Below are 20,587 nucleotides of genomic sequence, written 5' to 3' on the forward strand. Positions count from 1 at the left end.
GGGTTCCTCGGCTCGTAGGGCCGCCGGCTTCCTGCCGGCGGCGGCTGCCCGACAACACCACCAGCGTAGACATCCGAGCCGGATGTGGGCTCGGTGCTCCGCCGGCTCATGGCCTGGGGCAGGATGGACGCCACCTGGTACGTACGCGTCATACACGTACGTACTGAAGACAACCGCTGGAGACGCCCGGTGAGTTCCCCAGATCCGCAGGTTCGCGCAGCGCGAAACCACTCAACCCAGTCCGCCGGCCGAGGCCCCGTCGTCGCGGTCACCGGTGCCGCGTCCGGCGTCGGTGACCTGCTCACCCGGCGCCTCGCCGCGTCCGAGGAGGTCAAGCAGGTCATCGCCATCGACGAGCGCCGGGGCGAGGTCTCCGAGGCGCAGTGGCAGATCCTCGACGTACGCGACCCGGCCATCGCCGAGAAGCTGCGCGGCGCCGACGTCGTGGTGCACCTGGCGCTCGACCTCGACCTGGAGACCGACGCGGCCGCCCGTACGGCGTACAACGTGCGCGGGACGCAGACCGTGCTGACCGCCGCGGCGGCCGCGGGCGTCCACCGGGTCGTGCTGTGCACCTCGGCCATGGTGTACGGGGCGCTGCCCGACAACGACATCCCGCTCTCCGAGGACGCCGAGCTGAGGGCCACCGCCGAGGCCACCGGTGTGGGAGACCTGCTGGAGATCGAGCGCCTGGCCCGCCGGGCGCCCCGCGCGCACCCCGGCCTCAACGTCACGGTCGTGCGCCCCGCCGTCCTGGTGGGCGGCACCGACACGGCGCTGACCCGCTACTTCGAGTCGCCCCGGCTGCTGGTGGTCGCCGGATCGCGGCCGGCGTGGCAGTTCTGCCACGTCGAGGACCTGGTCAGCGCCCTGGAGTACGCGGCGCTGGAGAAGGTGGAGGGCGAGTTCGCGGTCGGCTGCGACGGCTGGCTGGAGCAGGAGGAGGTCGAGGAGCTGAGCGGCATCCGCCGCATGGAGCTGCCCTCGGCCGTGGCCCTCGGTGCCGCCGCGCGGCTCCACAGGATCGGGCTGACCCCGTCCCCGGCCGGTGACCTCGCGTACACCATGCACCCGTGGGTGGTGAGCGTCGGACGGCTGCACGACGCGGGCTGGCGGCCGCAGTGGACCAACGAGGAGGTCCTCGCCGCGCTCCTGGAGGAGGTCGAGGGCCGTCACACGGTCGCGGGCCGCCGCCTCGGGCGCAAGGACGCCACCGCGGCGGGTGCCGCGGGCGCGACGGTCGCCCTGCTGGGCACCGCCGCCCTGGTACGCCGGGCCCGCAAGCGCCGCGGGCTGTAGCGCCCGCCGGGGCGCGGCCCTGTAGGAGGCTCCAACGCGCGCGTGACGGGGCAGGTCGAAACCGCTATTCCGCGATGTCGGTGCCGTGCGGCACGATGGGCTGCATGGCACCCACGTACGACCACCCCGGCGAGCGCGCGGCGGCGGATCCGATCCGGCTGCTGGCGATCCGTGACACCCCGCTCTCCCTCGACGAGGTCTTCCGTGCCGTCGGCGACGACGCGGCCGGCGGGACCGCCCTCTTCGTGGGCACCGTGCGCAACCACGACGGCGGCGCCGACGTGGACGAGCTGGGGTACTCCAGCCACCCCACCGCCGAGGCGGAGCTGCGCCGCGTCGCGGAGAAGGTCGTCGCGGACCACCCCGTGCGCGCCCTGGCGGCCGTCCACCGGGTCGGCGACCTGTCGGTCGGTGACCTGGCCGTCGTGGTCGCGGTGTCGTGCCCCCACCGCGCGGAGGCCTTCGCGGCCTGCCGCAAGCTGATCGACGACCTCAAGCACGAGGTGCCGATCTGGAAGCACCAGCGCTTCTCGGACGGCACCGAGGAGTGGGTCGGGGCCTGCTGAGCCTCAGGCACATGTGTGGGGCCCCGGACGGAGTCCGGGGGAGGGCCGGCGCCTGCTGAGCGCGGGCCCCGGAGCCGGCCCGGGACGGCTCCCCGGACGGGTCCGGTGGCGGCCGGCCCGATCCGGACGGTGGTCAAGCGTCCGATTTGCGTAACCCGACCCCTGGCGTGAGCGTTGAACCGGCGGATGGTTAATCTGCTGATCAGTCAGTGCGTTGTGCTCATTGGGGACGGGAGGTCGCGATGGCAGTCCTGGCCTGGTTGCTGATTCCGCTGTTCACCGCCATAGGTGCCGCGATATGGGGGAGCTGGGCCTCGCGCGACCGCACCACCGGTGACGTGGCCGAGCTCGCGGGGTACGCGCGCTTCCGCGAGGTCATGGAGAAGTCCCACTCGGGCGGCGGAACCGTCTGAGCACGCCGCCGCCCGTCCCCCCGGACGGACCGGCCCCGGGGGTGCACGCGTGCGCGCGTCCCGTACTGTCGTTCCATGCCACGCCGCACTGCGACGATGCTCGCCTCCACCCTCGTCCTCATTGCGCTGCTCTGTGCTGGTGTGTTCTTTCCGGTGCCGTACGCGGAGATGAGCCCGGGACCGACGGTCAACACCCTCGGCGAGGCCGACGGCGAGCCGGTGCTGCAGGTCTCCGGCCACAAGACCTACCCCACGTCCGGCAACCTCAATATGACGACGGTCAGGGTCACCGGTGCGGACTACAGGATGAACCTGGTCGAGGCGGTCTACGGGTGGCTCGCGCACGACAGCGTGGTGGTGCCGCACGACACGCTCTACCCGAACGGCAAGACCGAGGAGCAGTCGACCCAGGAGAACGCCGAGGAGTTCAGCCAGTCCCAGGAGAGCGCGAAGGTCGCCGCGCTCGGGCAGCTGGGCATCCCCGTGGCGTCCCGGGTGGTCGTCTCCTCCGTGCAGAAGGACAGCCCCGCCGAGGGCACGCTGCACGCCGGCGACGTGATCAAGGCCGTGGACGGTGCTCCGGTCCGGCAGCCGCAGGACGTCGCGAAGTACGTCACCAAGCACAAGCCCAAGGAGCCGGTGGTCTTCACCATCGTCCCGGCGAAGGACGCGGCGGCGGCGGAGAAGGCGGGCCGGGAGCCCACCACCACCCAGCAGGTCACCATCACCACCAGGACGTCCGACGAGGGCGACCGGGCGATCGTCGGCATCCAGGCCGGGACGGACCACACCTTCCCGTTCACCGTCGACATCAAGCTCGCCGATGTGGGCGGCCCGAGCGCGGGCCTGATGTTCTCCCTCGGGATCGTCGACAAGCTGACCCCGGGCGACCTCACGGGCGGCAGGTTCGTCGCCGGCACCGGGACCATCGACGACGCCGGCAAGGTCGGCCCGATCGGCGGCATCGAGATGAAACTGGTCGGCGCGCGCAAGGCGGGCGCCAGGTACTTCCTGACGCCGGCGGACAACTGCGCGGCCGCCGCCTCCGACACACCGGAGGGGCTCACCCTGATCAAGGTGAACACCATCAAGGACGCCATGGCGTCGCTGGAGAAGGTCCGCGAGGGAGCCACGACGGGCTTCCCCAGCTGCTCGGCCGGCTGACCGAGGAGCGCGGCAGCGTGCGGGCCCGCCGCTCGCGGGCCGTCGCCCGCCGGGGCGGACCCGGGCGGCGCCGACCCGGGCGGTCCCGCCCGCCGCTCGGCCCCGACGCGCGCGGCCCGGCGGCCGCCCATGAGGCGGGCCGGCCGCCGGGCCGCGGCACGGTCAGGCGAAGGTCGCGGCCAGGGCCTCGGCGAGGCCCGGCACGAGGTCGGCGCCGGTCAGGACCTCCGTGGGGGAGTCCTTCTCGCGCAGCCGGAGGGCCGACTCGCGGGCGCCGTCGCGGAGGACCGCCACCGTCATGCGGACCTCCTGGCGGTCCGGGTGGGCGGCGACCCACTTGGCGAGGCCCGCCTCGTCGAGGCCGTCCGGGACGGAGGCCTCGGCGGACGGCGGGAGCATCAGCCGCTCCACCGTCATCGCGCAGCCGGCCACGGCGTCGGGCCAGGCGATGGTGCCGAGGAACTCGTCGAGCGGCCGGCCCGCCGGGATCTCGTCCTGCTCGATCGGGGTGAGCGGGGCGGCGGACTCGTCGGAGCCGAGCCCGAGCTGGGAGGCCAGCCCCGGCTCCTGGGAGCGCAGCTGCGCGGTGTCGACGAGGGCGAAGAGCCGGGCCGGCTGGTCCCAGCCGAGGCCGGAGGCGTACTCGTCGATCTCGAGCACCGCGCGGGTCAGCGGGCTGGCGGCCATCGGGGGGCCGGAGGGGGAAACGTTGGACATGGTCAATATCCTGCCTCCTTTCGACCCGGGAACGGGAACTAGGTAAAGCTTCAGTAAGTTGCATGAGTGGGCTCTACGATCGCTGGGCCTGCTACACCACACGACCGCGAACTCGAGGGGCGCACGTTGGCTTTCCAGATGCCGGACCGCGGCGGAGGCCCGACCGGGCCACGGATCAGAGTCGGCCGGCCGTCCCGGCGGGCCCGTACCCTGCTCATGACACTGGGCGTGCTGGCCGTGCTGGCCATGCTGTTCGTCATGTTCGCCGGGTTCTGGACGGACTGGCTGTGGTACAGGTCCGTCAATTACTCGTCCGTCTTCACCACCACCCTGTGGACCAAGATCGGCCTGTTCGCCGTCTTCGGGCTGCTGATGGCCGTGGCGGTGGGGCTGAACATCTGGCTCGCGCACCGGCTGCGTCCGCCGCTGAGCGCGATGTCGCTGGAGCAGCAGAGCCTCGACCGGTACCGGATGGGACTGGCCCCGTACAAGAAGTGGGTGCTCCTGGCGATCACCGCCCTGGTCGGGCTGATCGCGGGTGCCTCGGCCTCCGGGCAGTGGCGCACCTGGCTGATGTGGGTCAACGGCGTGTCCTTCGGCCAGAAGGACCCCCAGTTCGGTCTGGACGTGTCGTTCTTCGCGTTCGACCTGCCCTGGTACCGGTTCATGCTCGGCTTCGGCTTCGCGGCGACCGTGCTGTCGCTGATCGCCGCGGCCCTGACGCACTACCTGTACGGCGGGCTGCGCATCACCAGCCCCGGTGCGCGCGCGACCGCCGCGGCGACCGGCCACCTCTCGGTGCTGCTGGGCGTGTTCGTCTCGCTGAAGGCCGTCGCCTACTGGCTCGACCGGTACGGCCTGGCCGTGAAGTCCAGCGACTTCAAGGCGACCGGCAACTGGACGGGCCTGCGGTACGTCGACGCCAACGCCTACCTGCCGGCGAAGACCATCCTCTTCTGCATCGCGGTCATCTGCGCCGTGCTGTTCTTCGCCACGCTCTGGCGCCGCACCTGGCAGCTGCCGGTGATCGGCTTCGGCCTGATGGTCCTGTCGGCGATCCTGATCGGAGGGCTGTACCCGGCGATCGTGCAGAAGTTCCAGGTCCAGCCGAACGAGCAGGCCAAGGAAGCGCCGTACATCGAGAAGAACATCGAGGCGACGCGCAAGGCGTACGACATCGACCAGACGAAGCCGGAGAACTACTCCGGCAAGTCCACGGTCAAGGCCAAGGACCGGCTCCGCGCGGACGCCGACTCGGCGGCCAGCTACCGGCTGGTCGACCCGAACATCGTGTCGCCGACGTTCCAGCAGCTGGAGCAGCGGCGCAAGTACTACCAGTTCCCGACCACGCTCGACGTCGACCGGTACCAGGGCAAGGACACGGTCATCGGTCTGCGTGAGCTGAACATCAAGGGCATCCCCAAGCGGAACTGGATCAACGACCACTTCACGTACACGCACGGCTATGGCGCGATCATGGCCACGGGCACGGCGACGGACGCCAACGGCTCCCCGATCTTCACCGAGTCGGGCCTGCCGACCAGCGGCCAGACGCCGAAGTACGAGCAGCGGATCTACTACGGCGAGAAGACCGAGCAGTACTCGATCGTCGGCGGCCCGCAGAAGGAGCTCGACTACGAGGAGAACGGCGAGAAGACCACCAGCTACAAGGGCAAGAGCGGGGTCAACCTCTCCAACACCTTCAACCGGGCCGCCTACGCCGTGGCCTTCAGCGAGCCGCAGATCCTCTACTCGGGCGCCATCGGCGACGGGTCGCGGATCCTGTACAACCGCACGCCCAAGCAGCGCGTGGAGGCGGTCGCCCCCTGGCTGACCATCGACGGCGACGCCTACCCGGCGGTGATCGACGGCCGCATCCAGTGGATCGTCGACGCCTACACGACGACGAACGGCTACCCGTACGCCTCGCGCACGACCCTGGGGGACACCACCACGGACTCCCTCACGGCCGGCAACCAGACGCGCGCGGTCGTGGCCCAGCAGAACCAGGTCAACTACATCCGCAACTCGGTGAAGGCCACCGTCGACGCGTACGACGGCACGGTGAAGCTGTACCAGTGGGACACCAAGGACCCGGTCCTCAAGACCTGGATGAAGGCGTTCCCCGGCACGGTCGAGCCGAAGACCGCCATCGGCGCCGACCTGCGGGAGCACCTGCGCTACCCGCAGGACATGTTCAAGGTCCAGCGCGAGCTGCTGACCCGCTACCACGTCCAGGACGCCGCCCAGTTCTACAGCGGCAGTGACGCCTGGCAGGTGCCGGACGACCCGACGAACAAGGACGGCAACGCGGTCCCGCCGTACTACCTGAGCATGAAGATGCCCGGGGACACGGCCCAGCAGTTCTCGCTGACGACGACGTTCACGCCGAACGGCCGGCCCAACCTGGGCGGCTTCATGGCGGTCGACGCCGACGCCAACAGCAAGGACTACGGCCGGATAAGGCTGCTGAGGGTCACCTCCGACGTGCCGGGTCCCGCGCAGGTGCAGAACAAGCTCAACAGCCTGCCCTCCGTAGCCCAGTTCGTCCGTGACCTCAAGGGCGCCGACTCCGACATCCAGTACGGCAACCTGCTGACGGTGCCGCTCGACGGCGGCTTCCTGTACGTGGAGCCGATCTACGCACAGGGCCGCAACGCGCTCTACCCGCTGCTGCGCAAGGTGGCGGTGTCGTACGTGGACGCGGACCAGCCGGAAGGCGACACGACCAAGGACACCACGGTGTTCGAGGACAACCTCGCCAAGGCGCTGAACGCGGTCTTCGGGGTGGACGGCGAGACGCCCACCACGCCGCCGCCGAGCGACCCGACCAAGCCGCCGGTCACCGGCGAGGCCGCGCTCCAGCAGGCGATCGCCGACGCGCAGAAGGCCTTCGCGGACAGCGAGGCGGCGTTGAAGAAGGGCGACTGGACGGCGTACGGCAAGGCGCAGGACGAGCTGGCCGCCGCGCTGCAGCGGGTCGCGGACGCGGACGCCCAGCGCAAGGCCGACGCCGGCAAGAACGCCGACGGCAAGCCGGCGGCCGGGGCGGCCAAGCCCGCGGCCCCGGGTGCCACGGCCAAGCCCGCCGAGCCCGCCTCCGGCGGCTGATCCACGGCGGTGCCCCCTGCCCGCCCCCGGGGCGGGCGGGGGGCCCTCCGGGTCGTGATACGGTAGTGACACAACGACGCGGGGTGGAGCAGCTCGGTAGCTCGCTGGGCTCATAACCCAGAGGTCGCAGGTTCAAATCCTGTCCCCGCTACTGAAAGCAAGGGCCCGGATCCTTCCAGGATCCGGGCCCTTGCTGTGTTCCCTGGGGCTTTCGGGGGGACGTCGCCACTCATGTGAAGAACGGCCCTGACGGGGGCAGTTGAGGTGGGACGTGTTTGACTTGTCTCCCTGTGGGCATGTCGACAAAACGCTGAAGTGACCTCACTGGCTGCGGTATACCAGGTGTACGCGGGTAGCAGGTGGTGCGACGATGGGAATTATGGGGGACAGGGCAACTCTGTTGGAGACAGGGCGGTTTGTGCAGCGGCACGCCGAAAGCGCCGCAGATGTGATGAGCGACGCTGCCATGGAGACCACCGCCATGGACAGCGCTGAGACCGGCGACCCCGTCGAGACCGAGGAGCGTCACCGCCGCGCCGCCGAGAAGGGCGACACCGCCGCCATGAGCGTCCTCGGGGCCCTGCTGCTCCGCCGCGGCGACCTCGACGCGGCCGAGCCCTACCTGCGCGCCGCCACCGCCGACGGCGACCGCGCCGCCGCCAACAACCTGGGTGTCCTCCTCCACCAGCGCGGCTACGCCGACGAGGCCGCCGGCTGGTGGCGCATCGCCGCCGTCGCCGGGTCCGCCGCCGCCGCCCACGCCCTCGGCCGCCACTACCGCGAGCGCGGCGACGAGCCCGCGGCCGAGTACTGGCTGCGCCAGTCCGCCGAGCAGGGCCACGCCCTCGGCGCCTACGCCCTCGCCGACCTGCTGGAGCACCGCAGCGACGTCGGCGCCGAGCGGTGGCTGCGCGCCGCCGCCGAGCAGGGCCACCGCGAGGCCGCCTACCGCCTGGCCCGCGCCCTGGAGCGGCAGGCGCAGGCGCAGGCCGCCGACGACACCGCGCCCGTCACCGGCGCCGAGACCGCCGAGCAGTGGTACCGGCAGGCCGCCGCCCGCGGCCACCGGCGCGCCGCCCTGCACCTCGGGGCCATCCTGGAGCGGCGGGGCGAGCTGAAGGAGGCCGGCCGCTGGTACCTGACGTCCGCCAAGGACGGCGAGTCCCGCGCCGCCTGCGCGCTCGGGTTCCTGCTCCGTGACGCCGGCGACGAGGAGAGCGCCGCCGTCTGGTGGCTGCGCGCCGCCCAGGACGGCGACGGCAACGCGGCCAACGCGCTCGGCGCCCTGCACGCCGCGCGCGGCGAGCACCAGACCGCCGAGCGCTGGTACCGCGCGGCCACCGACGCGGGCGACGTGAACGGCGCGTACAACCTCGGACTGCTGTTCGCCGCGCAGAACCGGGTCGCCCAGGCCGAGCAGTGGTACCGCCGCGCCGCCTACGCGGGTCACCGCGAGGCCGCCAACGCGCTCGCCATCCTGCTCCTCCAGAGCGGCGACCCCAACGGCGCCGAGCCGTGGTTCTCCAAGGCCGCCGAGGCCGGCAGCGTGGACGCCGCCTTCAACCTCGGCATCCTCTACGCGGGTCGCGACGACGACGAGGCGGCGCTGCGCTGGTACGAGCGGGCCGCCGCGGCCGGCCACACCGAGGCCGCGCTCCAGGTCGGCATCGCCCGCCTCCGCGACGGCGACGAGCAGGAGGCCGAGCGCCATCTGCGGTGCGCCGCGGGCGGCGGGAGCGCCGAGGCCGCGTTCCGCCTCGCCACGGTGCTCGACGCCCGCCAGGCGCCCTCCGGCCCGCCCGCGCTCGGCGAGCCGCAGGCGCCGAAGAGCGAGTGCGAGGAGTGGTACGAGCGGGCCGCCGAACAGGGCCACCGGCGCGCCCAGGTACGGGTCGGCATGCTGGCCGCCGCCCGCGGGGACACCGCGGAGGCGGCCCGCTGGTACCGGGAGGCCGCCGACGCGGGCAGCCGAAACGGCGCCTTCAACCTCGGCCTGCTGCTCGCCCGCGACGGGAACGAGCGGGAGGCGTCGCTCTGGTGGACCCGCGCCGCCCGCGCCGGTCACGGGCGGGCCGCCCTGCGCCTGGCCCTCCTGGCCGCGCGGCGGGGCGAGCTGACCGAGGGCCGCCGCTGGTGCGCCCGCGCGGTGGAGCTGGGCCCCGCGGAGGTCGCCGAGCGGGCGGCCCGGCTCAGCGAGGCGCTGCACCAGGAGCTCACCGCGTAGGAGGCGCTCGCGGCCGGCGCGGCGCCGGCCCACGGAGCGTCGGCGCGGCGCCGGCCCACGGGGCCCGGGACCGTGCCGGTCCAAGGCCGGCTTATGGATTTGCGCTGGTCCACGCGGTCCCGTAAGGTTGTGTTCATCGACGCGGGGTGGAGCAGCTCGGTAGCTCGCTGGGCTCATAACCCAGAGGTCGCAGGTTCAAATCCTGTCCCCGCTACTGAAACCGAAGGCCCGGATCCTCAGGATCCGGGCCTTCGGCGTGTCCGGTGCCGGGTCCGGTCGCCCGCGCAACGGCCCCCGGCCCCGACGCCGCCGCGACGGGACGCCCCGCGCCGCCGCGACGGGACGCCCCGGCACGACGAAGCCCCCGGCGCGGGTCGCGTCCGGGGGCTTCGGTGCCGGCCCGGGGGCGCCGGGCGGCGGAGCTGTCAGGCGGAGGTGCAGTTCGGGCAGACGCCGCGGTAGGTGACCTCGACGTCCGAGATCGTGAAACCGAAGCGCTCGGTGGTGGGCAGGTCCGCCAGCGGGTCGCCCGTCGGGTGGACGTCGCGGATGGCGCCGCACCGGGCGCACACCAGGTGGTGGTGCGGACGGTGGGCGTTCGGGTCGTACCGCTTGGCGCGGCGGTCCGTGGAGACCTCCAGGACCTCACCCAGCGTCACCAGCTCACCCAGCGTGTTGTACACCGTCGCGCGGGAGATCTCGGGAAGCCGCTCCACCGCGCGCGCGTGCACCTCGTCGGCCGTCAGATGGACGTGGTCCCCGTCGAGGACCTCGGCCACGACACGCCGCTGTGCGGTCATACGCCAGCCGCGTCCGCGCAGTCGTTCCAACAGGTCACTCATGAAAACCAGCCTAACAGCAGGGGACCCAAGTCCCGAATCGGTGTGGCTTTGGAAGCGGGCTTGACTTAGACAATGTCCATTGTAGGATCGGGACCGGCATTAGCCAAGGGACAGGACTTGCAGGACATCGCAGGACACACGCAGGAGGCGCACGTGACGCAGGGACCGCTCACCACGGAGGCCGGCGCGCCGGTCGCCGACAACCAGAACAGCGAGACCGCGGGCGTCGGTGGTCCGGTTCTGGTCCAGGACCAGCTGCTGCTGGAAAAGCTCGCCCACTTCAACCGCGAGCGGATCCCGGAGCGCGTGGTCCACGCGCGCGGCGCCGGCGCGTACGGCACCTTCACGGTGACCGCGGACGTCACCCGGTACACCCGGGCGAAGTTCCTCTCCGAGGTCGGCAAGCAGACGGAAACGTTCCTGCGCTTCTCGACAGTGGCGGGCAACCTCGGTGCGGCCGACGCCGTCCGCGACCCGCGCGGCTTCGCGCTGAAGTTCTACACCGAGGAGGGCAACTACGACCTCGTCGGCAACAACACCCCGGTGTTCTTCATCAAGGACGCCATCAAGTTCCCCGACTTCATCCACACCCAGAAGCGCGACCCGTACACCGGCTCCCAGGAGGCGGACAACGTGTGGGACTTCTGGGGCCTGTCGCCCGAGTCGACGCATCAGGTGACCTGGCTGTTCGGCGACCGCGGCATCCCGGCGAGCTACCGCCACATGGACGGCTTCGGTTCCCACACCTTCCAGTGGAACAACGAGGCCGGCGAGGTCTTCTGGGTCAAGTACCACTTCAAGACCGACCAGGGCATCAAGTGCCTCACGCAGGCCGAGGCCAACAGGCTCGCGGGTGAGGACCCCGACTCCCACCAGCGCGACCTGCGCGAGGCCATCGAGCGCGGCGACTACCCGTCCTGGACCGTCGGTGTGCAGATCATGCCCGCCGCCGAGGCCGCGACGTACCGCTTCAACCCGTTCGACCTCACCAAGGTGTGGCCGCACGCGGACTACCCGGTCATCGAGATCGGCAAGCTGGAGCTCAACCGCAACCCGCAGAACGTCTTCGCCGAGGTCGAGCAGTCGATCTTCTCCCCGGCGCACTTCGTGCCCGGCATAGGCCCGTCGCCCGACAAGATGCTCCAGGGCCGCCTCTTCGCGTACGGCGACGCCCACCGCTACCGCGTCGGCATCAACGCCGACCACCTGCCGGTGAACCGTCCGCACGCCACCGAGGCGCGAACGAACAGCCGTGATGGGTTCCTCTACGACGGCCGTCACGCCGGGGCCAAGAACTACGAGCCCAACAGCTTCGGCGGCCCCGCCCAGACCGGTCGCCCGCTGTGGCAGCCGGTCCCGGTCACCGGTGTGACCGGCGACCAGGAGGCGCCCGTCCACGCCGAGGACAACGACTTCGTCCAGGCGGGCAACCTCTACCGGCTGATGTCGGAGGAGGAGAAGGAGCGCCTGATCGCCAACCTGTCCGGCTTCATCGCCAAGGTCTCGCGCGACGACATCGCCGAGCGCGCGATCAACAACTTCCGCCAGGCGGACGAGGACTACGGCAAGCGGCTGGAGGCCGCGGTCCAGGCCCTGCGCGGCTGAACAGCGCTGGATCGCTTGTCGTGAGCGGAGGGCCGGCTCCCGTGCGCGGGAGCCGGCCCTCTCGCGTACCTGCCGCCGTGTCCGCGAAGTCCCGCCCGGCCCCGTCGGGGCGGACGGGCGATGCCTCGCGGACGTGCCCTAGCCCGCGGCCAGCGTGGCCTCGCGCAGCCGCGCCGGCGCCCAGCACCGGATGATGTCGCGGACGGAGACGACACCGACCGGTCCGTCGCCGTCCAGCACGATCAGATGCCGGAAGCCGCCGTGGGCCATGGCCTGGGCGGCTTCCGCGAGGGTCCATTCCGGTGAGGCGAAGACGACGTCGGTGGTGGTGTGCGCGCCGGCCGTCTCCAGGTCCGGGTTCTGCCCGGATCCGACGGAGACCAGGATGTCGCGTTCGGTGAGGATGCCGAGGCCGCTGGTGTCGTGGTCCAGCACGACGGCCGCGCCGACGCGGCGCGCCGCCATCAGGGCGGCCGCCTGGCGGAGGGTGTGTGCGGGGCCGATGGTGAGGACCACCGTGCTCATGGCGTCACGGACGAGCATGGGCGTAAGCCACCTCCTTGGTGAACCCCCATGAGAAAGGATTCACAAGTTCACAAGCGGGGGGACTCTCAGAGTGGCAGCCGGCACGGCCCTCAACAAGGGGGCCGCACCACCTGGCGCACCCACGCCACCACGCTCCGTACGCCGTCCACGGCGCCCGCGCGGGTCGTCAGCGCTGGTTCAGGTACCCCAGCAGCTCCTCGTGGAGCAGGCCGTTGGACGCCGCCGCGTTGCCGCTGTGCGGGCCGGGCTTCCCGTCGAGGCCCGTGTAGACGCCGCCCGCCTCCTGCACCACGATCGCCGGCGCCGCCATGTCCCACAGCGACAGCTCCGGCTCGGCGCAGATGTCCACCGAGCCCTCGGCGACCATCATGTACGACCAGAAGTCGCCGTAGCCGCGCGTCCGCCAGCACGCGCGCGTGAGGTCCAGGAAGCCCTCCATCCGCCCCTGTTCCTCCCAGCCGCCCAGCGAGGAGTACGCGAACGAGGCGTCCGACAGCTCCGCCACCTTCGACACCCGCAGGGGCGTCGCCGACGACAGGCTGCGGCCCGAGTAGGCGCCCGCCCCCTTCGCCGCCCACCAGCGGCGGTTCAGCGCCGGCGCCGACACCACGCCCACCACGGGCTGGTAGCCGCCCGGCCCCGCCTCCATCAGCGCGATCAGCGTCGCCCACACGGGCACTCCGCGCACGTAGTTCTTGGTGCCGTCGATCGGGTCGATCACCCAGCGGCGCGGGCCGGTGCCCTCCACGCCGTACTCCTCGCCCAGGATGGCGTCCCGCGGGCGCGCCCGCTGGAGGTGACCGCGGATCAGCTCCTCGGCCGCCCTGTCCGCCTCGGTCACCGGCGTCATGTCCGGCTTGGTCTCCACCTTCAGGTCCAGGGCCCGGAACCGCTCCATGGTGGCGGCGTCGGCGGCATCCGCGAGGACGTGGGCGAGACGCAGATCATCGTGGTAATCGACCATGGGCCGACTCTATCCCGGCGGATCGGCCGCTCCGGCGGGGCCTATTGACAGTGCGTGGCCGCCCGTCAACCCTGAGCGCAGGGCCGAGGTGACGTGCCTGGGAGGCGACGATGCCCACCGCGCGAGAAGCACTGCTCAACGCCGCCCTGGCGGCGCTGGCGGAACTGCCCTGGACGGCGGTCCGGATGGTCGACGTGGCCGGTGCCGCCGGGGTCTCCCGGCAGACCCTCTACAACGAGTTCGGCAGCAAGGAGGGACTCGCGCGCGCCCTGGTGCGGCGCGAGGCCGACGCCTATCTGCACGGGGTGGAGCGCGCCCTGCGGACCGGGCCCGACGCCGCGTCCCGGCTCGTCTCCGTCGCCGAGTGGACCGTGACGGCCGCGGCCGGGCGCCCACTGCTGCGCGCCCTGCTCACCGGCTGCTGGGGCGAGCGGCTGCCCGCCCCGCGCCCCGCCCCCGTCCGCTCCCGCGTCCTGGCCGGCACCCCGGCGCAGCGGCGCGCCGACGCCGGGCCGCCCGCGCCCGGCGAACTGCTCGCGGCGGTGCGGGACCGCTCGCGCACCGTGCTGGGGCGCGACGGCGCCGGGCCCGGCGAGGAGGCGTGCGAGCTGGCGGTGCGGCTGGCCCTGTCGTACGTGGTGGCGCCGGCCGCGGGCGAGGGCGAGGCCCGGGGGCTCGGCGCGGTGCTGCGCCGGGCGCTCAGTGCGATGAGCCCGACAGCTGCAGACCGATGACGCCGACGATCACCAGCGAGATCGAGACGATCTTCAGCACGGACACCAGGTCGCCGAGGAAGACCATCCCGTAGACCGCCGTGCCCGCCGCGCCGATACCGGTCCACACCGCGTACGCCGGGCCGATGTCCAGCTTCCGCAGGGACAGCGTCAGCAGCCCGAAGCTGCCCAGGGCGAAGCAGGCGAACGCGACCGTGGGCCACAGCCGGGTGAAACCGTGCGACAGCTTGAGGCAGACCGCGAAACCGGTCTCCAGGAAACCGGCGACAATCACCAGCAGCCACGCCATCGTCAGTGCCTCCCGCGTCGGTGACCTCGGTGAGTGATGTCGGTGACTGCTTCGTGTCACTTGGTGCGATTATGCACTTACCAGGCGGAGCCACCCGCAAACGTGCGCGGCTCAGTCCCCCTCGCGTCGCTCCCGGGTGGAGAGCAGGCGCCGCAGCGAGAACAGCCGGGCCGGATCGGCGTGCCCCTCCGCCACCCAGGCGTCCAGCCCGCAGTCCGGCTCGTCGTGGCTGCACGCGCGCGGGCACTGCTCCGTGCCCGGCACCAGGTCCGGGAAGGCGTTGATCACCCGGGACGGGTCGACGTGGTGGAGTCCGAAGGACCGCACGCCGGGGGTGTCGATCACCCAGCCCTCCGCGCGGTCCAGCGGCAGCGCCAGCGCGGAGGTGGTGGTGTGCCTGCCGCGCCCCGTGACCGCGTTGACCAGACCGGTGCTCCTGCGGCGCTCCTCGGGGACCAGCGCGTTCACCAGGGTCGTCTTGCCGACGCCCGAGTGGCCGACGAACGCGGTGGTGCGGCCGGACAGGTACTCGCGCACCCGGTCGGCGGCGGTGTGCCCGTCGTACAGCTCGTCCTGGCTCGTCACGACGTACGGGATGTCGAGCGCGCCGTACAGCTCCAGCAGCTTCTCGGGCGGGGCCAGGTCCGACTTGGTGAGCACCAGCAGCGGCTCCAGGCCGCCGTCGTACGCCGCCACCAGGCACCGGTCGACCAGCCGGGGCCGGGGCTCGGGGTCGGCCAGGGCGGTGACGATGGCGAGCTGGTCGGCGTTGGCGACGACCACGCGCTCGTAGGGGTCGTCGTCGTCGGCCGTGCGGCGCAGCACGGACGCGCGCTCCTCGATGCGCACGATCCGCGCCAGGGTGTCCTTGCTGCCCGACATGTCGCCCACCAGGGAGACCCGGTCGCCGACGACGGCCGCCTTGCGGCCCAGCTCCCGGGCCTTCATCGCCATGACGACCCGGTCCTCCACGAGGCAGGTCAGCCGGCCGCGGTCCACGGTGAGGACCATGCCCTCGGCCGCGTCCTCGTGTTTGGGGCGGATGTTGGTGCGCGGCCGGTTGCCCTTGCGGTTGGGGCGGGACCGGATGTCGTCCTCGTCGGTGTTCTTGCCGTAGCGGCGCATGTCGTCAGGCCTCGAGCATTCCGGTCCACATCTGCGGGAAGTCCGGCAGGGTCTTCGCGGTCGTCGCGACGTTCTCGATCTCCACGCCGGCCACGGCGAGGCCGATGACCGCACCGGCCGTCGCCATCCGGTGGTCGTCGTAGGTGCGGAACACGCCCCCGTGCAGCGGGCGGGGGCGGATGTGCAGGCCGTCCGCGGTCTCCGTGACGTCTCCGCCCAGCTCGTTGATCTCCTTGGTGAGCGCGGCCAGCCTGTCCGTCTCGTGCAGGCGCAGGTGGGCCACGCCGCGCAGCGTCGAGGGCGAGTCGGCGAGGGCGGCGATCGCGGCGATGCCGGGCGTCAGCTCGCCGACCTCGCCCAGGTCCACGTCGATGCCGTGGACGGTCCCCGTGCCGGTGAAGGTCAGGCCCTGCTCGGTGAGCTCGCAGGAGCCACCCATGCGGGTGAAGATCTCCCGCAGCGCGTCACCGGGCTGGGTGGTCCGCTCGGGCCAGTCGGGGACGGTGACCCGCCCGCCGGTGACCAGCGCGGCGGCCAGGAACGGCTGCGCGTTCGACAGGTCGGGCTCGACGGTCAGGTCGCGGCCGAGCAGCGCGGACGGCGAGACGCGCCACACGTTAGGCTCGCCGCCGGTCTCGGGCTCGTCGACCTGGGCGCCGACCGCGCGGAGCATGTCGACGGTCATCCGGATGTGGGGCATGGACGGCAGCCGGTCGCCCGTGTGCCGTACCTCCACGCCCTGGTTGAAGCGCGGCGCGGACAGCAGCAGCGCGCTGACGAACTGGGAGGAGGACGAGGCGTCGATCTCCACCGGGCCGCCCTCCAGGGCACCCGCCCCGTGCACGGTCATCGGCAGCGCGCCGCGCGCCTCGTCGTCGATCCGGGCGCCGAGCACCCGCAGGGCGTCGATCACCCCGTGCAGCGGCCGCTCGTAGGACCGGGGGTCGCCGTCGAAGCGCACCGGGCCGGTGGCCAGCGCCGCGACCGGCGGGAGGAAGCGCATGACCGTTCCCGCGTTGCCGACGTCGATCGTGGCCGGGCCGTGCAGGCCCGCCGGGATGACCCGCCACCGCTCACCGGTGCCGTCCGGGCCCACGCCCTCCTCGATGCCGACGCCCATCATGCGCAGGGCCTCCGCCATCAGCAGGGTGTCGCGCGAGCGCAGCGGGTGCCGCAGCCAGCCCGGCTCGGAGGCGAGCGCGGCGAGCACCAGGGCCCGGTTGGTGACCGACTTGGACCCGGGCACGGTGACGGTCGCGTCCACGGCTCCGGTCGCGTACGGGGCCGGCCAGAGATCGAGCTGTGCGGGTGTTTCGGTCATGCCCCTCACTTTAGACGGGGCAGGTGGTCACGGCCGATCACAGGCCGAGCAGCCAGCGACCCCCACCGATCAGGGAGCAGAGCGAGACGGCGTGGAAGAGGAACAGCCACAGGACCGCCGGGACGTGCGTGAGCCGGGAGAGCTGGTCGGCGTCCGAGTCCGGCGCCCCGCCGTGCCGCCGCTTGGCCTGGAGCTCGAACACCGGCCGCACCCCGCCCAGCAGGAGGAACCACACCGCGCTGTAGGCGAACGCGGCCTGCACGTCCGGCTCCGTCAGCCATGACACCAGCAGGAAGGCCGTCCCGGTCACCACCACGGTGAGCGCCCCGTACGCGTTGCGGATCATCACCAGCATGGCCAGCAGCAGCGCGGTGGCCACCCACAGCAGCAGCGTGATGCGGTGCGCGGCGAGCAGCCAGGCGCCGCCGAGCCCGAGCAGCGAGGGCGCGGTGTAGCCGGCGGCCGCGGTGAGGACCATCCCGAGGCCGGTGGGCCTGCCGCGGCTCACGGTGAGGCCGCTGGTGTCGGAGTGCAGCCGTATGCCGTCGAGGCGGCGGCCGGTGAGCAGCGCGATCAGCCCGTGGCCGCCCTCGTGGGCGATGGTCACGGCGTTGCGCGAGACGCGCCACAGCGGGTGCGGGACGGTCACGGTCAGGGCGGCCACCGCGGTGACGACCACGAGCCACAGGTCCGGGGCGGGCTGGGTACCGAAGAGATCGGTGCTGGCCATTTCTCGGACGGCTCCTCATGGTGTCGGTGGCGCGTGGCAATGTTGGCAAGTATGTGCGGACGTTATTCGGCGAGTCGTAGGCCCGAGGATCTGACCGGACTCTTCCAGATAGAGAAGTGGGAGCCGAAGGAGGCCCTGGACCCCGACTGGAACGTGGCCCCGACCAAGGAGGTGTACGCGGTCCTCGAACGCCCCCTCAAGGAGGAGGACGCGGATCCCGACCGTCCGGTTCGGCAGCTGCGCGTCCTGAAGTGGGGCCTGGTGCCGTCCTGGTCGAAGACGCCGGAGGGCGCCGCCCGGATGATCAACGCCCGCGCGGAAACGGTGCACGACAAGCCGTCCTTCCGGCGGGCCTTCGCGCAGCGCCGCTGCATCCTGCCCGCCGACGGCTACTACGAGTGGGTCACCGGCGCCGCCGAGCGGCAGCTGGAGGAGCAGGGCAGGAAGAAGCGCCCCCGCAAGCAGCCCTACTTCGTCACACCGGCCGACGGGTCGGTCTTCGCGATGGCCGGCCTGTACGAGTTCTGGCGCGACCCCACCCTGCCCCCCGACCACCCGCAGGCGTGGTGGGCCACCTGCTCCGTGATCACCACCGAGGCGGACGAGGACCCGCTCGGCGTCGCCCCGGACGAGGGGCCGCACTCGCTGGCCGACATCCACCCCCGGATGCCGCTGATGCTCACGCCCGACCGGTGGGACGCCTGGCTGGACCCGTCCCGCACGGACCCCGAGGACCTGCGCTCGCTGCTCAGCCCGCCGCCCGCGGGGCTGATGCGGGCCTACCCCGTGGCCACCGCCGTCAGCAACGTCCGCAACAACGGCCCCGAGCTGCTGGAGGAAATCGCCGCCCCCGAGGAGGGAACGCTCTTCTGAACCCGGCACACGGCAGGATGGCCGGGTGACCACCACCGAAACCGTCCCGACCGGCCTCGGCGACGCCCGTATCACCTGGTACGAGGCACAGGGCCGGCCCGCCCGCCTCGTCGTCGCCCTGAGCCACGGCGCCGGGGGCGGCATCGAGGCCCGCGACCTGCGGGCGCTGGCCGAGAGCCTGCCGCCCGCCGGGGTGACCGTCGCGCTCGTCGAGCAGCCCTGGCGGGTCGCCGGCAGGAAGCTGGCCCCCGCGCCCAAGCGGCTCGACGAGGGCTGGCGCGACCTGTGGCCCGCGCTCGCGGCCGCCGGCCCGCCGGTGGTGGCCGGCGGGCGCAGCGCCGGCGCCCGGGTGGCCTGCCGCACCGCGCGGGAGCTGGGCGCCCGGGCCGTCCTCGCGCTGTCGTTCCCGCTGCACCCGCCGGGCAGGCCGGAGAGCTCCCGCGCGGACGAGCTGCTGGGCGCGGGGGTGCCCACCCTCGTCGTCCAGGGCGGGAGCGACCCGTTCGGCAGGCCGGAGGAGTTCCCCGCGGGGGAGCACGAGCTGGTCGAGGTGCCGTACGGGGACCACGGGTTCGCGGTGCCCAAACGGGCGCCCGTCACCCAGGAGGACGCCCTGGCGGTGATCACCGGCGGGGTCGGCGGCTGGCTGGACGCCCTGCGCTGAAGTGACGCCGGCCGGCGGGAATGCGGCGGTGCCCACCCGGTGTTGTGACGGGCGTCGGTGAGAGAACAGAGCCAGGAGAGGGAGTCCGTCGCATGGGTTCGACCATCTGCCCGAGCCGGTCGCAGTCCGCCACGGAGCTGGACTGGACCGTGCTGCCCGCGGCCAGGACCGCCCCCGGCCTGTCGGAGCGCGCCTCGGGCGGCAGGAATCGGAAGGACCTGTCCCCGGAAGGTCGACTATTCTCCGATTCGAGCGGGTCCGCACTCGGTCTCGCCGCCGCAGCGCTGGAGGAGGTGGGTCCGGTCACTGGGACCGACACAGGGACCGACGACGGCCACGAGGAGACGACGGCCGAGCGCAACGCGCGTTTCGAGCGCGACGCGCTGGAGTACCTCGACCAGATGTACTCGGCGGCGCTGCGCATGACGCGCAACCCCGCCGACGCGGAGGACCTGGTCCAGGAGACGTACGCGAAGGCGTACGGGTCCTTCCACCAGTTCCGCGAGGGCACCAACCTCAAGGCGTGGCTGTACCGGATCCTCACCAACACCTTCATCAACTCGTACCGCAAGAAGCAGCGCGAGCCCCAGCGCAGCGCCGCCGAGGAGATCGAGGACTGGCAGCTCGCCCGCGCCGAGTCCCACATGTCCACCGGTCTGCGGTCCGCCGAGTCCCAGGCCCTGGACCACCTGCCCGACTCCGACGTGAAGGAAGCCCTCCAGGCGATCCCCGAGGAGTTCCGCATCGCCGTGTACCTGGCCGATGTCGAGGGCTTTGCGTACAAGGAGATCGCGGACATCATGGGTACACCCATCGGTACGGTGATGTCCCGGCTGCACCGGGGCCGCCGCCAGCTGCGCGGGATGCTCGAGGACTACGCCCGCGAACGCGGACTCGTCCCCGCGGGCGCCGGAGAGTCGTCGAACGACGGGAAAGGCTCGGGCTCATGAGCTGCGGAGAGCCGCACGAGACGGATTGCTCGGAGGTGCTGGACCACCTCTACGAGTTCCTCGACCGGGAGATGCCCGACAGCGACTGCACCAAGTTCGAGGTGCACTTCGAGGAGTGCTCCCCGTGCCTGGAGAAGTACGGGCTGGAGCAGGCCGTGAAGAAGCTGGTCAAGCGGTGCTGCGGACACGACGACGTCCCGTCCGACCTGCGGGCCAAGGTCATGGGCCGGATCGAGCTGATCCGCTCGGGCGAGGCCGTGCCGGACCACGACGTGACGGCCGCCACCCAGGAGTGACACCCCCCGTCCCGCCCCGGTGACCGCCCCGCGGCCGCCGCGTGCGGGACGGCCGTGCGTGCGGACCCCGGCAGTGCGACGGGGGAGCCCCGTTTCCGCCCGCTCATGCCTCGCATCACCCGAAGGTGCTAATCGGTGTCGTCCCGCCGCCGCC

The 20,587-nt window shown here is 72.3% G+C and carries 20 protein-coding genes and 2 tRNA genes; 14 read left to right on the forward strand and 8 right to left on the reverse strand.

Annotation, left to right across the window (positions count from 1 at the left end; genetic code table 11):
- Positions 1-189: 189 nt before the first annotated feature.
- The 4 genes from A4V12_RS07770 (at position 190) to A4V12_RS07780 (ending at position 3,442) form a co-directional block, all read left to right on the forward strand.
- Complete coding sequence (locus A4V12_RS07770; RefSeq protein ID WP_064068492.1) at positions 190-1,299, forward strand: SDR family oxidoreductase; 1,110 nt, start codon at positions 190-192, stop codon at positions 1,297-1,299.
- A 104-nt stretch (positions 1,300-1,403) separates the two neighbouring features.
- Positions 1,404-1,865, forward strand: coding sequence for a molybdenum cofactor biosynthesis protein MoaE (locus tag A4V12_RS07775; protein WP_064068595.1), 462 nt, complete (start codon positions 1,404-1,406; stop codon positions 1,863-1,865).
- Positions 1,866-2,107: 242 nt separating this feature from the next.
- Positions 2,108-2,278 (forward strand): hypothetical protein, encoded by a 171-nt coding sequence (locus A4V12_RS37960; RefSeq protein WP_199831236.1) that lies wholly within the window; start codon positions 2,108-2,110, stop codon positions 2,276-2,278.
- Between the two features lie 75 nt (positions 2,279-2,353).
- Complete coding sequence (locus A4V12_RS07780) at positions 2,354-3,442, forward strand: PDZ domain-containing protein (RefSeq protein WP_064068493.1); 1,089 nt, start codon at positions 2,354-2,356, stop codon at positions 3,440-3,442.
- Positions 3,443-3,604: 162 nt separating this feature from the next.
- On the opposite strand, the gene A4V12_RS07785 is transcribed toward A4V12_RS07780, so the two are convergent.
- A complete protein-coding gene (locus A4V12_RS07785) occupies positions 3,605-4,159 on the reverse strand; it encodes a PPA1309 family protein (RefSeq protein WP_064068494.1) in 555 nt (184 codons plus the stop codon).
- 138 nt (positions 4,160-4,297) lie between these two features.
- On the opposite strand from A4V12_RS07785, the gene A4V12_RS07790 reads away from it, so the two are divergent.
- The 4 genes from A4V12_RS07790 (at position 4,298) to A4V12_RS07805 (ending at position 9,708) form a co-directional block, all read left to right on the forward strand.
- Entirely contained in the window at positions 4,298-7,270 is a 2,973-nt protein-coding gene (locus A4V12_RS07790; RefSeq protein WP_064068495.1) for a UPF0182 family membrane protein, read from the forward strand.
- Positions 7,271-7,347: 77 nt separating this feature from the next.
- Positions 7,348-7,421: transfer RNA gene (locus A4V12_RS07795), tRNA-Met, on the forward strand.
- A gap of 219 nt (positions 7,422-7,640) precedes the next feature.
- Positions 7,641-9,494 (forward strand): tetratricopeptide repeat protein, encoded by a 1,854-nt coding sequence (locus A4V12_RS07800; RefSeq protein ID WP_064068496.1) that lies wholly within the window; start codon positions 7,641-7,643, stop codon positions 9,492-9,494.
- Positions 9,495-9,634: 140 nt separating this feature from the next.
- A tRNA-Met gene (locus A4V12_RS07805) sits at positions 9,635-9,708 on the forward strand.
- A 211-nt stretch (positions 9,709-9,919) separates the two neighbouring features.
- Here A4V12_RS07805 and A4V12_RS07810 read toward each other — a convergent pair.
- Positions 9,920-10,336 (reverse strand): Fur family transcriptional regulator, encoded by a 417-nt coding sequence (locus tag A4V12_RS07810; protein WP_064068497.1) that lies wholly within the window; start codon positions 10,334-10,336, stop codon positions 9,920-9,922.
- 153 nt (positions 10,337-10,489) lie between these two features.
- On the opposite strand from A4V12_RS07810, the gene A4V12_RS07815 reads away from it, so the two are divergent.
- A complete protein-coding gene (locus A4V12_RS07815; RefSeq protein ID WP_064068498.1) occupies positions 10,490-11,941 on the forward strand; it encodes a catalase in 1,452 nt (483 codons plus the stop codon).
- 138 nt (positions 11,942-12,079) lie between these two features.
- Here A4V12_RS07815 and A4V12_RS07820 read toward each other — a convergent pair whose 3' ends face one another.
- Both A4V12_RS07820 and hisN read right to left on the reverse strand, forming a co-directional pair.
- Entirely contained in the window at positions 12,080-12,484 is a 405-nt protein-coding gene (locus tag A4V12_RS07820) for a CBS domain-containing protein (protein ID WP_064068499.1), read from the reverse strand.
- A 169-nt stretch (positions 12,485-12,653) separates the two neighbouring features.
- The gene (gene hisN, locus A4V12_RS07825; protein WP_064068500.1) at positions 12,654-13,451 is read right to left on the reverse strand and encodes a histidinol-phosphatase; all 798 of its coding nucleotides are present in this window, start codon (positions 13,449-13,451) and stop codon (positions 12,654-12,656) included.
- A 110-nt stretch (positions 13,452-13,561) separates the two neighbouring features.
- On the opposite strand from hisN, the gene A4V12_RS07830 reads away from it, so the two are divergent.
- The gene (locus A4V12_RS07830) at positions 13,562-14,185 is read left to right on the forward strand and encodes a TetR/AcrR family transcriptional regulator (protein ID WP_064068501.1); all 624 of its coding nucleotides are present in this window, start codon (positions 13,562-13,564) and stop codon (positions 14,183-14,185) included.
- Here the strand turns inward: A4V12_RS07830 and A4V12_RS07835 are convergent.
- From A4V12_RS07835 to A4V12_RS07850, 4 genes are all read right to left on the reverse strand, one after another.
- Positions 14,151-14,474: a DMT family transporter gene (locus A4V12_RS07835; RefSeq protein WP_064068502.1), complete on the reverse strand. Its 324-nt coding sequence runs from the start codon at positions 14,472-14,474 to the stop codon at positions 14,151-14,153. The genes A4V12_RS07830 and A4V12_RS07835 overlap by 35 nt on opposite strands.
- A 111-nt stretch (positions 14,475-14,585) precedes the next feature.
- On the reverse strand, positions 14,586-15,599 hold the full coding sequence (rsgA, locus tag A4V12_RS07840) for a ribosome small subunit-dependent GTPase A (RefSeq protein ID WP_064068503.1): 1,014 nt from the start codon (positions 15,597-15,599) through the stop codon (positions 14,586-14,588).
- 4 nt (positions 15,600-15,603) lie between these two features.
- Positions 15,604-16,920 (reverse strand): 3-phosphoshikimate 1-carboxyvinyltransferase, encoded by a 1,317-nt coding sequence (gene aroA, locus A4V12_RS07845; protein ID WP_064068504.1) that lies wholly within the window; start codon positions 16,918-16,920, stop codon positions 15,604-15,606.
- A 37-nt stretch (positions 16,921-16,957) separates the two neighbouring features.
- The gene (locus A4V12_RS07850; protein ID WP_064068505.1) at positions 16,958-17,650 is read right to left on the reverse strand and encodes a M50 family metallopeptidase; all 693 of its coding nucleotides are present in this window, start codon (positions 17,648-17,650) and stop codon (positions 16,958-16,960) included.
- A 51-nt stretch (positions 17,651-17,701) separates the two neighbouring features.
- Here A4V12_RS07850 and A4V12_RS07855 point away from each other — a divergent pair, with 51 nt between their 5' ends.
- The 4 genes from A4V12_RS07855 (at position 17,702) to rsrA (ending at position 20,433) form a co-directional block, all read left to right on the forward strand.
- Entirely contained in the window at positions 17,702-18,523 is an 822-nt protein-coding gene (locus A4V12_RS07855) for an SOS response-associated peptidase (protein WP_064068506.1), read from the forward strand.
- Between the two features lie 25 nt (positions 18,524-18,548).
- Positions 18,549-19,187 (forward strand): alpha/beta hydrolase family protein, encoded by a 639-nt coding sequence (locus A4V12_RS07860; protein WP_064068507.1) that lies wholly within the window; start codon positions 18,549-18,551, stop codon positions 19,185-19,187.
- A 293-nt stretch (positions 19,188-19,480) separates the two neighbouring features.
- Positions 19,481-20,137, forward strand: a complete 657-nt coding sequence (locus A4V12_RS07865; RefSeq protein ID WP_064068596.1) for a sigma-70 family RNA polymerase sigma factor — start codon at positions 19,481-19,483, stop codon at positions 20,135-20,137.
- A complete protein-coding gene (gene rsrA, locus A4V12_RS07870) occupies positions 20,134-20,433 on the forward strand; it encodes a mycothiol system anti-sigma-R factor (protein WP_064068508.1) in 300 nt (99 codons plus the stop codon). The genes A4V12_RS07865 and rsrA overlap by 4 nt, the downstream gene beginning before the upstream one ends.
- The last annotated feature ends 154 nt before the right edge of the window (positions 20,434-20,587 follow it).

It is taken from the genome of Streptomyces noursei, from assembly GCF_001646665.1.
Taxonomy (GTDB): domain Bacteria; phylum Actinomycetota; class Actinomycetes; order Streptomycetales; family Streptomycetaceae; genus Streptomyces; species Streptomyces lavendulocolor.

What these genes read in the sequence shown, in the direction of transcription:
- hisN (WP_064068500.1), bottom strand. Translation starts at nt 13,451, where the DNA reads ATGGTCGATTACCACGATGATCTGCGTCTCGCCCACGTCCTCGCGGAT.
- A4V12_RS07850 (WP_064068505.1), bottom strand. Translation starts at nt 17,650, where the DNA reads ATGGCCAGCACCGATCTCTTCGGTACCCAGCCCGCCCCGGACCTGTGG.
- A4V12_RS07810 (WP_064068497.1), bottom strand. Translation starts at nt 10,336, where the DNA reads ATGAGTGACCTGTTGGAACGACTGCGCGGACGCGGCTGGCGTATGACC.
- A4V12_RS07780 (WP_064068493.1), top strand. Translation starts at nt 2,354, where the DNA reads ATGCCACGCCGCACTGCGACGATGCTCGCCTCCACCCTCGTCCTCATT.
- A4V12_RS07785 (WP_064068494.1), bottom strand. Translation starts at nt 4,159, where the DNA reads ATGTCCAACGTTTCCCCCTCCGGCCCCCCGATGGCCGCCAGCCCGCTG.
- rsgA (WP_064068503.1), bottom strand. Translation starts at nt 15,599, where the DNA reads ATGCGCCGCTACGGCAAGAACACCGACGAGGACGACATCCGGTCCCGC.
- A4V12_RS07835 (WP_064068502.1), bottom strand. Translation starts at nt 14,474, where the DNA reads ATGGCGTGGCTGCTGGTGATTGTCGCCGGTTTCCTGGAGACCGGTTTC.
- A4V12_RS07830 (WP_064068501.1), top strand. Translation starts at nt 13,562, where the DNA reads ATGCCCACCGCGCGAGAAGCACTGCTCAACGCCGCCCTGGCGGCGCTG.
- A4V12_RS07790 (WP_064068495.1), top strand. Translation starts at nt 4,298, where the DNA reads ATGCCGGACCGCGGCGGAGGCCCGACCGGGCCACGGATCAGAGTCGGC.
- A4V12_RS07800 (WP_064068496.1), top strand. Translation starts at nt 7,641, where the DNA reads ATGGGAATTATGGGGGACAGGGCAACTCTGTTGGAGACAGGGCGGTTT.
- A4V12_RS07855 (WP_064068506.1), top strand. Translation starts at nt 17,702, where the DNA reads ATGTGCGGACGTTATTCGGCGAGTCGTAGGCCCGAGGATCTGACCGGA.
- A4V12_RS07775 (WP_064068595.1), top strand. Translation starts at nt 1,404, where the DNA reads ATGGCACCCACGTACGACCACCCCGGCGAGCGCGCGGCGGCGGATCCG.
- A4V12_RS07820 (WP_064068499.1), bottom strand. Translation starts at nt 12,484, where the DNA reads ATGCTCGTCCGTGACGCCATGAGCACGGTGGTCCTCACCATCGGCCCC.
- aroA (WP_064068504.1), bottom strand. Translation starts at nt 16,920, where the DNA reads ATGACCGAAACACCCGCACAGCTCGATCTCTGGCCGGCCCCGTACGCG.
- A4V12_RS37960 (WP_199831236.1), top strand. Translation starts at nt 2,108, where the DNA reads ATGGCAGTCCTGGCCTGGTTGCTGATTCCGCTGTTCACCGCCATAGGT.
- rsrA (WP_064068508.1), top strand. Translation starts at nt 20,134, where the DNA reads ATGAGCTGCGGAGAGCCGCACGAGACGGATTGCTCGGAGGTGCTGGAC.